Origin of the sequence: Caballeronia udeis (assembly GCF_001544555.2) — a bacterium.
Lineage (GTDB): Bacteria > Pseudomonadota > Gammaproteobacteria > Burkholderiales > Burkholderiaceae > Caballeronia > Caballeronia udeis.
This window is the reverse complement of record NZ_FCOK02000074.1, coordinates 35841-50827: the sequence shown is the minus strand read 5'-3', so window position 1 is coordinate 50827 and position 14987 is coordinate 35841. Positions and strand designations below refer to the sequence as shown.

Sequence of the window (14987 nt, the reverse complement as noted above, 5' to 3'; positions counted from 1 at the left end):
GCCTTCAACACGCCCTTGCCGCCGTAGCGGCCGGCTTCGCCGTCGCGCAATTCGATCGCTTCGCGCGATCCGGTGGAGGCACCCGACGGCACCGCGGCGCGGCCCATCGTGCCCGACTCCAGCAGGACGTCACATTCGACGGTGGGGTTGCCTCGCGAGTCCAGAATCTCGCGACCGATGATATCTACGATAGCACTCATGGTTTCCTCAAGAAATGACGGTGAATCAGGTCAGACAGCAGGTCGGTTTAACATCTTGCCGGTGCGCGAGCGCCCGGTTTCAGAGGCCTTCTACGACCATCATGTTCAATTCTGCTGCGCCCGTTCGCACGTGGCGCGCCGCTTCGGCTTCGTATTGGGCGGAGTGATACCATTTTTTGGCGGCCTCGTAGTCGATGAATGTCGTCAACGAATGCAGTCAACAAATTCGGGTACGACCGAGGGTGGGCGCATTAATCTTCAAACGCCTCACTCCGTCCGCTACGCACCAGAAACTTACCACCGTATGCTTCAATCGCCTTCATTGATCACGGCTGATATGTGGCGAATTTATCGGGGTCAGTAAAGTTCGCGTTCATGAAGACATAACCCTTCGCCATGACACTCCCCTACCGGTACGTCGCGGATGTGGATGCTTGAGCGAGCGCCTGCGCTTGAATATGCGCAGCGCCCGCAGCGTCCTTAACTGAAATCGTTCTCGAGAAATGGTCCGCGCTTCACGGCCCGATCCAACGCAACGAGTGTCTCCAGCAGTGCTTCCATTCTGTGTAGCGGTACGGCGTTCGGTCCGTCGGACTTCGCGTTCGCCGGGTCCGGATGCGTTTCCATGAACACGCCCGCTACGCCGGTGGCGATCGCAGCACGTGCCAGCACCGGTACGAATTCGCGCTGTCCACCTGAACTCGTGCCCTGCCCGCCCGGCAACTGGACGGAATGCGTGGCGTCGAAGACGACGGGCGCATTGGTTTCCCGCATGATCGCGAGCGAGCGCATGTCGGAAACCAGATTGTTATAACCAAACGACACGCCACGTTCGCACGCCATGAACCGGTCGTCGGACAAACCGGCTTCGCGCGCGGCGTCGCGGGCTTTGTCGATGACGTTCTTCATGTCGTGCGGCGCGAGAAACTGGCCCTTCTTGATGTTGACCGGTTTCCCCGAACGCGCGCATGCGTGAATGAAATCGGTCTGGCGGCACAGGAACGCGGGCGTCTGCAGCACGTCCACAACCGACGCGACCGCCTCGATCTCGTGCTCCGAATGAACATCGGTGAGAACGGGCAGGCCGAGTTGTTTTTTTACTTCGCCGAGAATCCGCAGGCCTTCGTCCATGCCAAGACCGCGGAACGACTTGCCGGAACTGCGATTGGCTTTGTCATACGACGATTTGTAGATGAACGGCACGCCCACTTTCGCGCAGATTTCCTTGAGGCGGCCAGCGACGTCAATCGTCATTTGCTCCGACTCGACCACACACGTGCCCGCGATCAGGAAAAACGGCTGGTCCAGACCGACTTCGAAATCACACAGCTTCATGCTTGCGCTCCGACGGAAACCGCCACGGCCGGCGCGGGCACGTGTTCAGCAACCGTGCTCGCCAGGCCGTTCGCCTTCAACGCCAGGTGATGCGCACGCGCCGCTTCGACGAATTCCTTGAAAAGCGGATGACCATTGCGCGGTGACGACGTGAACTCCGGATGGAACTGCACGCCGACGAACCATGGGTGCATGGATTCCGGCAGCTCCATCATTTCCGGCAGATCTTCGCTCGGCGTGCGCGCGCTGATCACCAGGCCGCCCGCCTCGAGTTGCGGCACGAAGCGGTTGTTCACTTCATAACGATGCCGATGGCGCTCGTTCACGTCCGTACCGTAGATACGCGCAGCCATGGTGCCCGGCTTGATCGGACATTTCTGCGAACCCAGACGCATCGTGCCGCCCAGATCCGACTCTTCCGTACGCTTTTCAACGCGGCCCGCGCGGTCATACCACTCGGTGATGAGCGCGACGACCGGATTGGTGGTCGATGAATCAAATTCCGTGCTGTTCGCGTCCGCCAGGCCGGCGACGTCCCGGGCAAATTCGATCACAGCCAGTTGCATGCCAAGGCAAATGCCCAGGTATGGTGTCTTCGATTCACGTGCGTACTGGATCGCCTTGATCTTGCCTTCAGTGCCGCGCGCGCCGAAACCACCGGGCACGAGCACGGCGTCGAGATGCTTGAGGCCGGCTACGCCATCCGTTTCGATCTGCTCGGAATCGATGTATTCAATGTTGACCTTCGTCGACGTATGAATGGACGCGTGCTTGAGCGCCTCGATCAGCGACTTGTACGACTCGGTCAGTTCCACATACTTGCCGACCATGCCGATGGTGACTTCGTTTTGCGGGTTCTCGAGCTTCTGGACGAGACCGGCCCACATGCTGAGGTCGGCGGGTTTCGCCGTGAGCTTGAGCTCTTCGCAAATGATGTTGTCGAGACCCTGGTCATGCAGCATCTGCGGAATCTTGTAGATGCTGTCCACGTCCCATACCGAGATGACCGCGTCTTCCGGCACATTGGAAAACAGCGAAATCTTCGCGCGTTCGTCGCCGGGAATCGGACGATCCGCGCGGCACAGCAGCACGTGCGGCGAGATACCGATTTCGCGCAGCTTCTGCACGCTATGCTGCGTGGGTTTCGTCTTGAGTTCGCCGGCCGTCGCGATATACGGCACGAGCGTCAGATGCACGAAACACGCGGTGTTGCGTCCCAGGCGCAAGCTCATCTGGCGCGCGGCTTCGAGGAACGGCAGCGATTCGATGTCGCCCACCGTCCCGCCAATTTCCACGATCGCCACGTCGGGCTCGCCGCAGGTGGCCGCAGCCGCGCCGCGCTGCAGGAAAGCCTGGATTTCGTTGGTGATATGCGGAATGACCTGAACCGTCTTGCCGAGATATTCGCCGCGGCGTTCCTTGCGGATCACCGACTCGTAGATCTGACCGGTCGTGAAGTTATTGGCCTTGCGCATCTTCGTGCTGATGAAGCGCTCGTAGTGCCCAAGGTCAAGGTCCGTTTCCGCACCATCTTCCGTCACGAACACTTCCCCGTGCTGAAACGGGCTCATCGTGCCGGGGTCGACGTTGATGTAGGGATCGAGCTTTAGGAGGGTGACTTTCAGACCGCGCGATTCGAGGATCGCGGCGAGGGAAGCGGCGGCAATACCCTTGCCGAGGGAAGACACTACGCCGCCGGTGACGAATACATATTTGGTCATCGCTAGGTGCTCGCGGGAAAAACGGATTATACCCGAAAGGCGCCCCGGAACCCAGAGCCGGACGGGGCCGATTTACAGCGCAAGACAAGTTTCAGTCGCGGATTTATCGGCGGATTGAATGTGGCTCAACAGCGTCTCGCGGGATATGCGTTATCCCCGCAGCCCGTTAAGCGCGCGCTGCAATGCGCGCGCCGTTTCCACCGGGCGTTCCATTGGAAACAGATGACTGCCCTGGATCCATTCGAAATGCCCGTCCACAATACGCTGCGTCATATTCAGCCCAACCTGGCGCACTTCCCGGGAATGCGTTCCGGCGATGAATCCAACCGGCACCGGCACGCCGTGCGCGACCCGCGCACCCAGCGTACGCGGCAACGTCTTGTAGATACGGAATTCGACATCGCGATCAAACGCGAGCTTGCGGGGACGGTTGAGGCCGCCGGCAGCTTCATTGATACCGCCGACGTCCGCGGCGCCAACCATCTCCGCCGGAATCGCGAAATCGATGTAATCCGACAACATGCGCTCGTCCCAGCGGGCGAACGCGGGTTTCGCGTGAAAGTGGCGCCACGCGTCTTCGCGGCTCGGCCAGTCCGTGCGGCGATTTTTAGTCGCGGCGGCGGGCGAAAGCCGCGTGTCGAGCCCGGTCCATTGCGATAAACGCAGCAGACTGCTGCGCCAGCCGGCGATCACCGGCGAATCCAGCATCACGACGCCTTTCACCCATTGCGGCCGCTTGAGCGCCGCCATCAGCGACAGATACCCGCCCAGCGAATGCCCGACCAGCCACACTTTTGCGTCGGCCGGACGTCTGGCGTCGATGTCCTCGAGCAGTTGATCCACCAGATGCGGCCAGTCGCGCGTCACCGGAAACCGCGGATCGTGACCAAAACGTTCGATCGCGCGAATCTCGTAGTCATCGGCGAGTTCGGCAAAGATTGTCCGGTACGTCGATGCGGGGAACCCGTTCGCATGCGAAAAATGCAGGATGTCTTTCAAGCGGCGTGCCCTCTCTTTTTTAATGTGTTGCTTTTAATCTTGTGTTCACCGTCCCATCCAGTAACGCGCGTGCGTCTGCCTGAATCGTTCGATGGACACCTCCGCCGACACGTCCATGCGTGCCGCGCCGTCTTCGTCGCTGCGCGATAACTCGATATGACGCAGTCGATACCGCTCGAAAACCGTCGGATGCGGATGGTTGAAACGGTTGCGGTAGCCTACCTGAAATACCGCAACGCGCGGCTTCACGGCGTCGAGGAAAGGCTCGGTAGACGACGTCTTGCTACCGTGATGCGGCACGATCAGCACGTCAGCCTGGAGCCGGGCGGGCTCGCGTTGCCCGAGTTGCAGCAACTGGCGTTCGACGTCGGCTTCAATGTCGGCCGTCAGCAGCGCCGAGCGCCCTGCCGCGCTCGTTACTTTCAGCACGCATGAAGTTGCGTTCGGTTTGGCCGCTAGCGGCCCGGCCTGCGGCCACAGCACGTCGAACACCACGCCGTCCCACTGCCAGCGCTGCCCCGCGACGCAGCGCAGCAAAGCGCTGCCATGGTCCTGCGCCGTCTTCCACAACGCTTCACGCGGCCGCAACGAAGCCGCGAATTGCCTGACCCGAATGCTCTCGAGCACGGCGGGCGCTCCGCCTGAGTGATCGGAGTCCGAGTGGCTGATCATCAGCGTATCGAGCGTGAACAGGCCGTGGGCAAACAGATACGGCACCACGAGACGCTCGCCTGCGCGCGTGGATTCAGGGCCTGGGCCTGTGTCGAAGAGCAAGGTGTGATGGGTGGTTTCGATGACAATCGAGGAACCCTGGCCAATGTCCAGCGCCGTGACCCGGAACGTGCCGGCCGGAGGCGCATTGGAAACCGGCAGCGCGAGCGGCAGCCAGGTGAGCGGCGCGGCAAAACGCAACGGCCAGCCGCGCGGAGCCAGCGCCCATATCACGCCGAAGGCCGCGGCCACAAGTGCAAAACCATCCGGCTGCGGCAAACGCCAGAGGGTCCACGCCGGTCCCGACAGATGCGCCAGGGCGTCGAACATCGGCACTAACAAGCTATGTGCCGCGCGGTACGCAAATACGTCAAGCGGTACGGGCAGCAAGACGGCCACAAGCACCGTCGGCGTGACGAGAAAGCTGATCCAGGGAATCGCGAACGCGTTGGCGAGCGGCCCCAGCAATGGGATCTGGAAAAACCAGTACGCGGTGAGCGGCGCAAGGCCAATCGTTATGGCGTATTGCACGCGCGCGCTGGACGCGATCCCTCGGCCGATGCGCCTGAATGTGTGTCTGAGCCACGCGAACGAGCGAACACGGATGCGTCCAATCACGTCGCCAAGCCGGTCGCGGATATGGCGGCGTGGTTGAGCGCCGCCTTCATCCCCGGATTCCTTCGACGAAGGGCCCCCATCATCCTGAGGCACCGCGAACTCCTCCGCGAAGCCGACCGATGCCCGTCGTCCCCGCGATGCAATCGCAAACAGGATGGCCGCCACGGCGCAGAACGATAACCAGAATCCTGCCGCCGTCACCGCCCATGGATCGGCGAGCAGCACCAATGCCAGCGCCCACGCGAGCACCAGCGAAGACGCCGGCCGGCGGCCGCTCAGGACGGCAAGCGCGACGAAACACAGCATCCACATCGATCGTTGCGCGGGAACGTTGAATCCCGCGAGCGCTGCATAGAAGGCCGCAAATATCGCCGCACCGGCCGCCGCCGCTTTCTGGGCCGACACGATCAGCGGCGCGGGCAATCCACGCCAGCGCAAGCGCCGCCACAACCCGCCGCTCAATAGCGCCGCGAGCCCCGCGACAAAACCAATATGCAGGCCGGAAATTGCGACCAGATGGCTGGTGCCGGTCGCGCGCAGCAAGGTCCAGTCGGCGTCGCTGACCGTGTCTTGCGCGCCGGTTGCCAACGCCACCACGATCCCTCGATGCGCAGCGCCGTCGAGCGCCGTTAAAACCCGCTCGCGCAAGCGCGCCCGCCAACGATCGATGGTCAGGGCGAAGCCGCGCGCGTCGGTGGGCAAACGCCGCGCCGCGCCCGGCATGGACACATAACCGGTCGCGCGGATGTTGCGAGCGAGCAGCGCCACCTCAGCGTCCCGGCCACGAAAATTTGCATTGCCATGCGGACGTTTTAACCGTGCAACCAGCGTCCATCGTTGACCGGCCCAAAGAGCAGGCGGCGGCACGGCGGCAGGCCCGCGTTTCGATCCATCCACGGCTATCCACGATAGTTGTACGACACGCGGAAAATCCGGCAACGCCGCATCGTTCGATTCGACTTCAAACAGGAACCGCGTGCTGTCCGCGCCTTGCATAGGCAACCCGCGCACGAATCCGGTCAACTCGATGTTGCGGTTCTCGAACGCAACGGGCAATACACGTTGCAATCGCGTGTCTGCACGCCAGGCGGCGTAACCAAAGCCAACGACCAATGCAGCCGCAATCAGCGATGCCGCGCGAAACCGCGGCAAGTAAAACGCGATCGCACAGGCGGACCCGAACATAAGTACAAGCGCGCAGATGACCGCCACGCCGGGCAGCGCAGCCTGCTGTTGCAGGCACGCGACTCCCAGTGCAAAACCAATCAAGATACCCCGCACGCCCGCTCCTCAAAAACTCGACGCGAGCGCAGACGCATCGAAGGAAGAAACAATCCTTCAATGCCTGCAATCGAATGACAACGAGGAACTGATTATGCGGAGATAAGACCAAGCCGCGGCAGCGCGGCGTGCGCGTTAGCCGTTGTGCCTAGGGAAAGCGCCTCTTCGCCAATGCCGCGCAACTCTGCAAGCACTCGCGCAATGCCCGCTACCTGATCCGGCGTATTGCGATGCTTGTAAAGCCATGAAGGCGCGATATCGGGCGCATCGGTTTCGAGCACGATCGCGTCCAGCGGCAACTCTGCAGCGAGGCGTCGAATCTGCCGGGCCCGCTCGAAGGTCAGATTACCGCCGAAACCCAGCCGCATGCCGTGCGCGATGAACGCTTCGGCCTGCTGAAAACTGCCGTTGAACGCATGCGCAATACCACGTTGGACGGAGAACACGCGCAGGCCCTTGAGCACCTTGTCCTGCGATTTGCGCACATGGCAGATCACCGGCAAATCGAACTCTCGCGCGAGCTTGAGCTGCTCGTAATAGAAGAAGGTCTGGCGCGCGTCGTCGAGCCCCGGCACGAAATAGTCCAGCCCGATCTCGCCAATACCCACAAACCGCGGGTCCTGCATACTGGCGGCAATCTGCTCGCGCAGCACGCGCAAATCGTCGTCCAGCGCCCGCGGCGTGAACAACGGATGAATGCCGAGTGCGTATGCCCCGCCTTCAATGCGATGCGCGAGCTCACGTACACGGTCGAAATTCTGGCGCTCCACGCCCGGAATCACGATGCGCGAGACGCCCTCTTTCAATGCCGATGCCACGACATCATCGCGGTCGGCATCGAACTCGGATGCATCGAGATGGCAGTGGGTGTCGATCCACATGAGACCCCCTCGGCAGTTAAACCGGTACGACCGGCTCCTCGAACAATACGCCGTCACGCAAGCGCATGATGCGGTCGCAGCGCGCGGCGAGATCGGGATCGTGCGTGACGATCACGAAGCTCGTCTCCAACGTCTCCGACAACTCCAGCATCAGGTTGAACACAGTGTCCGCGGTCGCGCCGTCCAGGTTGCCGGTCGGCTCGTCGGCGAGCACGCATGCCGGGTGCGTGACCAGCGCGCGCGCGATCGCCACGCGCTGACGCTCGCCGCCCGACAGCTCGCCCGGCCGATGTTTCGCGCGATGACCAATGCCCACGCGCTCGAGTATGGTCATGGCCTGCTCACGAGCATCGGCTTCGCTCAGCCGGCGAATCCGCAGCGGCATCGCGACGTTATCGAGTGCACTGAATTCCGCCAGCAAATGATGAAACTGGTACACGAAACCGAGCGCGCGATTACGCAACTCGTTGCGTTCGCGTTCACGCAATGCGGTAAACGGTTTGCCCAGCAGTGAAACCTTGCCGGCGCTGGGTTCATCGAGACCGCCGAGCACATGAAGCAGCGTGCTTTTACCCGATCCCGACGCCCCGACGATCGCCAGCTTCTCGCCGCGGCGGACCTGCAATTCCGCGTTGTCGAGCACTTGCACATTGAAGCCGCCCTGCACGAACGTCTTCGAAACGGCCGATGCTTCCAGCACGATGGCGTTGTTGTTATCACTCATAGCGCAGCGCCTCCGCCGGACGAACCTTCGCACCGCGCCAGCTCGGATAGAGCGTAGCGAGCGATGACAATACGAATGCGATAAGACCGATCCGCGCGACGTCGGCGGGGACGAGTTCGGACGGCAATTCGCTGATGAAATACACCGACGGCGGCAGGAATTGAACGCCGAGCAGATGCTCGATCATGGGCACGAGCCACGGAATGCTCCACGCGATAAGGCACCCCAGCGATACGCCGAGCGCCGTACCGATAAAGCCGATCGTCACGCCCTGGATCACGAAGATCTTCATGATCGAGCCGGGTTGCGCGCCGAGCGTCCGAAGAATGGCTATATCCGCTTGTTTATCGGTCACGGTCATGACCAGCGACGACACCAGGTTGAACGCCGCCACCGCAATAATCAGTGTCAGGATGATAAACATCATGCGTTTCTCGATCTGCACGGCCGAGAACCACGTTTTGTTCTGCTGCGTCCAGTCGCGGATATAGAGGTCGCCGGAGAGCGTTCGCGACAGTTGCCGCGCGACTTCCGGCGCGCGCTGCATGTCCTTCAGCTTCAGGCGCACGCCCGTGGGCGCGGGCAGCCGGAATAGCGCCTCAGCGTCGGCGATGGAAATCAGCGCCAGCGTGGAGTCGTATTCGTAGTGCCCCGACTCGAACACGCCGACAACAGTGAACTGCTTGAGCCGCGGCAGCATGCCCGCCGGCGTGATCGTGCCTTCGGGCGCGACCAGCGTGATCTTGTCGCCCGTGGTCACGCCGAGATTGGTCGCCAGATCCGCGCCCAGCACAATGCCAAAGCTGCCCGGCACGAGATCGGTGAGCTTGCCGCCTCGCATCTCCTTGCCAATGTCCGACACCTGCGGTTCAAGCGACGGTTCGACGCCCCGCAACGCCACGCCGCTGACCGCGCCCTGGCGCGTGAGGAGCGCCTGGGCGTCCACGTAAGGCGCCGCGCCGATCACTTCCGGATTCTTGCGCGCTTCCTGGGCGGTCAGCTGCCAGTTGGGCATGGACCCGGTCGGCGAGAATATTTCGACGTGCGCCAGCACCGACAACATGCGGTCGCGAACCTCTTTCTGGAACCCGTTCATTACTGAGAGCACCACGATCAGCGCGGCTACGCCCAAGGCGATGCCGGCCATTGAGACCAGCGCGATGAAAGAGATGAAACCGTTGCCGGTAGTGCGTTTGCCGGCGCGGGTATAGCGCCAGCCGATCTGCCATTCGTAGGGAAGTTTCAAGCGATTCCTTTTCAGCGTTCTAACGTTCTTCGATCTTTACTTCGCGCATTCGGCGCACGGCCGTTTGTTTGTTTCAATCCACGCGCCCGTGAAGAAAGAGCGCGACCGATGACTTGCGCCGTTGCTAACCCGAGCCAGTCTGCCCGGGTGGCAATCACAACGCCTTCTCAATCCTTACCGCATTGATCCGGCGCGAGCCGGACGCGCCGATCCGTCTGCAATCAAGCGCGAAGTTTGCCACACAATTCTTAGCTACTCCTTTAGACAGGACGACGTGGCGGAGTGAAAAACGATGGCGCAAGCCACCGTGCTGGCCATTCGGACGACTTCCCACGCCGATGCAGCAGTTCATACTCGCCAGGCCCGCCTGCACGGCATCGCCCCTTCAAAAACCCGGCATCAACCGTTGAGACGGGTCCTCACTGTAACTCTTGACGTATTACGCAAAACGTAATACGATAAACATAATGATCCAAACGTTCCGATGCAAGGACACGCAAGCACTCTACGAAGGCGGAACACCGAAACGGTTTCAGGCAATCGCTGATGTCGCGATCAGAAGGCTCACGGCACTGGACGCTGCGGTGGAAATACGTGATCTGAAGTCGCCGCCCGGCAACCGGCTCGAATCCCTTTCCGGTGACCGGCGCGGTCAGCTCAGCATCCGGATTAACGGCCAATGGCGCGTTTGTTTCAAATGGACGACGAAGGGTCCCGTCGACGTCGAAATTATCGAATATCACTGAAAATATAGGGATGCACATGTCCAAGAACGGCATGCGTCCGGTTCATCCGGGCGAGATCTTGCGGGAAGATTATCTGGTCCCGCTCGAAATGAGCGTGAACGCCCTGGCGCTGGCGCTGAACGTGCCGGCTACCCGTCTGCATGAAATCGTGAAGGAACGGCGCGGCGTCACGGCCGACACAGCCTATCGCCTTGCACGCTACTTCAACTCGACGCCCGAGTTCTGGTTGAATCTCCAGGCCATGTATGACCTGAAAACATTGCCAACGCGTAGTGAAATCGATCGCAAGGTTGAACCGCGTGAGTTGTCGCGTGCGTGATGCGTCAGGCCCGGCAGTAAGTGAAGCTGCGCTGATCCCCGACCTCGGGTGTCCAGGCAACGCCTTCGGACCTGGGTTGGCAAGCTGATCGAGCACCCGGAGAACAACGGGTCTTTGCCATACAATGCGCAGCATCATGCCCACGCCCAAGCTCCCAGACCTTCACCTTCTTTTGCCGTTCGCGCTGCCCTCAGCTGCGGATGCCGCCACTGCGCTGCACAAGCTGGACCGCCCCGCGCTCGACCGACTGCTCGCCCGCGCGACGCTCGAAGAGCGCGTGATCGGCGAGGATTTCCAGCGCACGCTGCCTCACGAGCGCTGGATCGCACGGCAGTTCGGCGTGGTGAACGAGGCGCCTGGACAAGCCGCCGACGAAGCGCCGCTCGCACCCTATATGCTGCTCGCCGACGGCGGAACGCCCGGCGACACCACCTGGGCATGTATCGAACCGGTGCACGTGCGAATCGCGCGTGACCATCTGGTGCTGATCGATCCGGCAACGCTGGGTATGGACGATCAGGAAGCCCGCACGTTGTTCGATGTCGTCAAGCCGCTGATAGAAGACCTCGGGTTGACCATTCAGGCACCGCAACCGGCACGCTGGTACGTCGCCGGGCCGAATCTGGGCACGCTGGCGGGCGCGTCTCCGCTACGGGCGAGCGGGCGCAATATCGAGATCTGGTTGCCGCATGAAGCCGGTACCGGCGAGCGCTCACGGGCGTGGATGAAGCTGCAGAACGAAGTGCAGATGGCCTGGTTCGAGCATCCGCTCAACGAAGCGCGTGAAGCGCGTGGCTTGCCCGCGATCAACTCGATCTGGCTACACGCGCAAGGCGCGCTACGCGGCGTGACGAGCCCGTTCGCGCACGTGCTGTCGAACGCGCCCGCCACGCGCGGGCTCGCGCTGGCGGCCGATATCGTGCCGCAAGCGCCGCCGGAATCCTTCGCCGCTTTCATGGGTTCAACAACGGCAACGGACGGCCGTACGCTCGTCGAAGTCGATCCGTTTTCCGCGCCGTTCATCGAACAGGACTGGGCGCGCTGGAATGACGCGCTCGGGACGCTGGAGCGCGACTGGTTCGCGCCCGCCCTCGCCGCACTCGAAAACGGCACGCTCGGCACGCTGCGCCTCACGTTGTGCAGCGACACCGGCTCCGTGTCGCTGACCGTCACGCGCGGCGCGCTGCGCAAATTCTGGCGGCGGCGTCCGATCGCGGCGCTGCTTATCGAATAAATGCATTGAATTGAAATGAATCGAATGAAACGAATCTTCACCGGCCTGTCCGCATGACCCGAATCGTCACCCGCGCCCCTTCTCCCGCCGATGCCGCGGTGCTCGTGCGCCACGGCGTTCACCCTGTCATCGCGCGCCTGTACGCGTCGCGTGGCGTGTGTTCGCCGCAGGAGATCGAGACCGAGCTCAAGAAATTGCACGCGCCCGTCGGGCTGAAAGGTTGCGACGAGGCCGCCGCCGTTCTCGCGGACGCGCTCGCGGCGAAACGCCGAATGCTGGTCGTCGCCGACTACGATTGCGACGGCGCCACCGCTTGCGCCGTCGCCGTGCGCGGCTTGCGGATGTTCGGCGCGCAGATCGATTACCTGGTGCCGAACCGGTTCGAATACGGCTATGGGCTGACCCCTGAAATCGTCGCGCTGGCTGCGAGCCGCGCGGGTGGGAAACCGGATCTGCTGATTACCGTCGATAACGGCATCGCAAGCGTCGACGGCGTCGAGGCCGCGAATGCGTTGGGTATCGACGTGCTCGTAACCGATCATCATCTCCCTGGCGACGACCTGCCGCCCGCGCGTGCGATCGTGAATCCAAATCAGCCAGGCTGTACGTTCGAGAGCAAGTGCATCGCCGGCGTGGGAGTGATTTTCTACGTCCTGCTGGCATTGCGGGCGGAGTTGCGTCGCCGCAATGCTTTCACCACCGACGCTTCCGAACCACGTCTGGACGGCCTGCTCGATCTGGTTGCGCTCGGCACCGTCGCCGACGTCGTGAAGCTCGATCCGAACAACCGGATTCTGGTCGCGCAGGGGTTGAAGCGAATTCGCGCGGGACGGATGCAACCCGGCATTGCGGCGCTGTTTCGCGCGGCCGCGCGCGATGCCCGCGCCGCGTCGGGATTCGATCTCGGTTTTGCGCTGGGGCCGCGGCTGAATGCGGCGGGACGGTTATCGGATATGTCGCTCGGGATTGAATGCCTGATCACCGACGACATCGGTCGCGCATGGGAACTGGCACAGCAACTGGATTCGATCAATCGCGAGCGGCGTGAAATTGAAGCCGGCATGCAGGAACAGGCGCTGGAAGAACTGGCGGCTATCGATCCGGCGGATTCCGCGACCCTGACGCTGTTTAATCCGGCCTGGCACCAGGGCGTGATCGGCATTGTCGCGGGGCGGCTGAAGGAGAAGTTTCACCGGCCGTCGTTCACGTTTGCCCATGCCGACGAGAGCGGGGTTTTATCGAAGGGATCGGGGCGCTCGATTCCCGGGTTTCATCTGCGCGATGCCGTCGATCTGATTTCCAAGCGCGAGCCCGGGATGATCGTGAAATTCGGCGGCCACGCGATGGCGGCCGGGATGACGATCGTGACTGCCGATATTCCGCGGTTTACCGCGGCGTTCGAAGCCGTAGGGCGCGAGTGGCTGACGTCCGACGCGTTGTCGCGGGTGGTTGAAACCGACGGCGAGCTCGAGGACGCTTATTTCACCCCGCAGTTTGTTGAATTGATCGATGGCGCGGTTTGGGGGCAAGGCTTTCCGGCGCCCGTGTTTTCCGGGGAGTTTGAAGTGGCGTCCCAGGCGCTGGTCAAGGACAAACACCTGAAGCTGCAATTGCGGCGCGGGCAGCAACGGTTCAACGCGATCTGGTTCAATCACACGGAAACGCTGCCGGCGCGCACCGTGGTCGCATACCGGCTGGTTTCCGATACCTGGAATGGGGTCGCCCGGGTGCAGATGATCGTTGAGCATGCGCTCGGGTGAGGACCGCCAACCCGGCCGCCGTCCACGCGCCAATGCCCCTCGTCCGCTAAGCTATAATTTCGGTCTCAATCAAAAAACCTGAAAACGATCAAATGGAAGCGGAACGTCTAAACGCAATCGAGAACCTCCTCGCCGACCTGCGCCGTCGCGCTGGCGAGCTCCGGGGGTATCTTTGACTACGACGCCAAGGCCCTGCGTCTGGACGAAGTCAACCGGGTACTAGAAGACCCGAACGTCTGGAACGACTCGAAAAACGCCCAGGCCCTGGGTCGCGAGAAAAAGCTGCTGGATACGGTGGTCACCACCCTTACGGACCTCGATAACGACCTGCGCGACACGCAGGATCTCTTCGACATGGCCCGTGAAGAAGACGACGAAGACACGCTCGTCTCATGTGAAGCGGACACGGCGGCGCTCGAAAAACGCGTCGAAGACATGGAATTCCGCCGGATGTTCTCCAACCCGGCCGACCCGAACAACTGCTTCATCGATATCCAGGCGGGCGCCGGCGGCACGGAAGCGTGCGACTGGGCGGCCATGCTGATGCGCCAGTACCTGCGCTACTGCGAACGCAAAGGCTTCAAGACCGAAGTGCTCGAAGAATCCGACGGCGACGTTGCCGGTATCAAGAGCGCGACAATCAAGGTGGAAGGCGAATACGCCTACGGTTTCCTGCGTACGGAAACGGGTGTTCACCGGCTCGTGCGTAAATCGCCCTTTGATTCGTCAGGTGGACGCCATACGTCGTTCTCATCGATCTTCGTGTATCCGGAAGTCGACGATTCCATCGAAATCGATATCAATCCGGCGGACATTCGCACCGACACGTATCGCGCGTCCGGCGCGGGCGGACAGCACATCAACAAGACCGATTCGGCCGTGCGCCTGACTCACGCGCCCACCGGGATTGTTGTGCAGTGCCAGAACGACCGCTCGCAGCACCGTAACCGCGCCGAAGCCATGCAGATGCTGAAAGCGAAGCTGTACGAGTTCGAAATGCGCAAGCGCCAAGTCGAGAAAGACAACCTGGAAAACAGCAAGACCGACGTGGGCTGGGGTCACCAGATCCGCTCGTACGTGCTCGACAACAGCCGTATCAAGGACCTGCGCACGAACGTGGAAATCAGCAACACGAAGGCCGTGCTCGACGGCGACCTGGACGACTTCATCGGCGCAAGTCTCAAACAGGGCGTATAAGCGAACAGCGAGCAA

Annotated in this window: 13 protein-coding genes and 1 pseudogene; 5 read left to right on the top strand and 9 right to left on the bottom strand. The window is 61.9% G+C overall.

Annotation, left to right across the window (positions count from 1 at the left end; translation table 11 throughout):
- From eno to AWB69_RS35680, 9 genes and pseudogenes are all read right to left on the bottom strand, one after another.
- Positions 1 to 200: pseudogene (gene eno, locus AWB69_RS35715) on the bottom strand (phosphopyruvate hydratase); the annotation flags it as partial.
- A 79-nt stretch (positions 201 to 279) separates the two neighbouring features.
- Positions 280 to 408, bottom strand: coding sequence for a DUF1330 domain-containing protein (locus tag AWB69_RS50945; RefSeq protein WP_197500388.1), 129 nt, complete (start codon positions 406 to 408; stop codon positions 280 to 282).
- 272 nt (positions 409 to 680) lie between these two features.
- Positions 681 to 1535, bottom strand: coding sequence for a 3-deoxy-8-phosphooctulonate synthase (gene kdsA / locus AWB69_RS35710; RefSeq protein ID WP_031363912.1), 855 nt, complete (start codon positions 1533 to 1535; stop codon positions 681 to 683).
- Entirely contained in the window at positions 1532 to 3256 is a 1725-nt protein-coding gene (locus AWB69_RS35705; RefSeq protein ID WP_062091508.1) for a CTP synthase, read from the bottom strand. Before AWB69_RS35705 ends, kdsA begins: the two co-directional genes overlap by 4 nt.
- A 150-nt stretch (positions 3257 to 3406) precedes the next feature.
- Positions 3407 to 4255 carry an alpha/beta fold hydrolase gene (locus AWB69_RS35700; RefSeq protein ID WP_062091507.1) on the bottom strand — a complete coding sequence of 283 codons (849 nt, stop codon included), beginning with the start codon at positions 4253 to 4255 and terminating at the stop codon, positions 3407 to 3409.
- A gap of 45 nt (positions 4256 to 4300) precedes the next feature.
- Complete coding sequence (locus tag AWB69_RS35695) at positions 4301 to 6865, bottom strand: DNA internalization-related competence protein ComEC/Rec2 (RefSeq protein WP_062091506.1); 2565 nt, start codon at positions 6863 to 6865, stop codon at positions 4301 to 4303.
- Positions 6866 to 6957: 92 nt separating this feature from the next.
- Positions 6958 to 7746 (bottom strand): TatD family hydrolase, encoded by a 789-nt coding sequence (locus AWB69_RS35690; RefSeq protein WP_062091505.1) that lies wholly within the window; start codon positions 7744 to 7746, stop codon positions 6958 to 6960.
- 16 nt (positions 7747 to 7762) lie between these two features.
- Positions 7763 to 8470 carry a lipoprotein-releasing ABC transporter ATP-binding protein LolD gene (gene lolD / locus AWB69_RS35685; RefSeq protein WP_062091504.1) on the bottom strand — a complete coding sequence of 236 codons (708 nt, stop codon included), beginning with the start codon at positions 8468 to 8470 and terminating at the stop codon, positions 7763 to 7765.
- Complete coding sequence (locus tag AWB69_RS35680) at positions 8463 to 9716, bottom strand: lipoprotein-releasing ABC transporter permease subunit (protein WP_062091503.1); 1254 nt, start codon at positions 9714 to 9716, stop codon at positions 8463 to 8465. The genes lolD and AWB69_RS35680 overlap by 8 nt, the downstream gene beginning before the upstream one ends.
- A 467-nt stretch (positions 9717 to 10183) precedes the next feature.
- Between AWB69_RS35680 and AWB69_RS35675 the strand changes: the two genes are divergently transcribed.
- From AWB69_RS35675 to prfB, 5 genes are all read left to right on the top strand, one after another.
- Positions 10184 to 10462 carry a type II toxin-antitoxin system RelE/ParE family toxin gene (locus AWB69_RS35675; RefSeq protein ID WP_062091502.1) on the top strand — a complete coding sequence of 93 codons (279 nt, stop codon included), beginning with the start codon at positions 10184 to 10186 and terminating at the stop codon, positions 10460 to 10462.
- 16 nt (positions 10463 to 10478) lie between these two features.
- On the top strand, positions 10479 to 10781 hold the full coding sequence (locus tag AWB69_RS35670) for a HigA family addiction module antitoxin (RefSeq protein WP_062091511.1): 303 nt from the start codon (positions 10479 to 10481) through the stop codon (positions 10779 to 10781).
- 124 nt (positions 10782 to 10905) lie between these two features.
- Complete coding sequence (locus AWB69_RS35665) at positions 10906 to 12015, top strand: hypothetical protein (protein WP_062091501.1); 1110 nt, start codon at positions 10906 to 10908, stop codon at positions 12013 to 12015.
- 53 nt (positions 12016 to 12068) lie between these two features.
- Positions 12069 to 13775, top strand: a complete 1707-nt coding sequence (gene recJ, locus AWB69_RS35660) for a single-stranded-DNA-specific exonuclease RecJ (RefSeq protein ID WP_062091500.1) — start codon at positions 12069 to 12071, stop codon at positions 13773 to 13775.
- Between the two features lie 92 nt (positions 13776 to 13867).
- A protein-coding gene (prfB, locus tag AWB69_RS35655) for a peptide chain release factor 2 (RefSeq protein ID WP_156529075.1) occupies positions 13868 to 14972 on the top strand; the annotation gives its coding sequence in 2 pieces (ribosomal slippage) (positions 13868 to 13948 and positions 13950 to 14972; 1104 coding nt in all).
- Positions 14973 to 14987 lie beyond the last annotated feature (15 nt).

Coding starts and splice junctions, on each gene's coding strand:
- kdsA (WP_031363912.1), bottom strand. CDS start 1,535: ATGAAGCTGTGTGATTTCGAAGTCGGTCTGGACCAGCCGTTTTTCCTG.
- AWB69_RS35705 (WP_062091508.1), bottom strand. CDS start 3,256: ATGACCAAATATGTATTCGTCACCGGCGGCGTAGTGTCTTCCCTCGGC.
- AWB69_RS35690 (WP_062091505.1), bottom strand. CDS start 7,746: ATGTGGATCGACACCCACTGCCATCTCGATGCATCCGAGTTCGATGCC.
- lolD (WP_062091504.1), bottom strand. CDS start 8,470: ATGAGTGATAACAACAACGCCATCGTGCTGGAAGCATCGGCCGTTTCG.
- AWB69_RS35675 (WP_062091502.1), top strand. CDS start 10,184: ATGATCCAAACGTTCCGATGCAAGGACACGCAAGCACTCTACGAAGGC.
- AWB69_RS35670 (WP_062091511.1), top strand. CDS start 10,479: ATGTCCAAGAACGGCATGCGTCCGGTTCATCCGGGCGAGATCTTGCGG.
- AWB69_RS35665 (WP_062091501.1), top strand. CDS start 10,906: ATGCGCAGCATCATGCCCACGCCCAAGCTCCCAGACCTTCACCTTCTT.
- recJ (WP_062091500.1), top strand. CDS start 12,069: ATGACCCGAATCGTCACCCGCGCCCCTTCTCCCGCCGATGCCGCGGTG.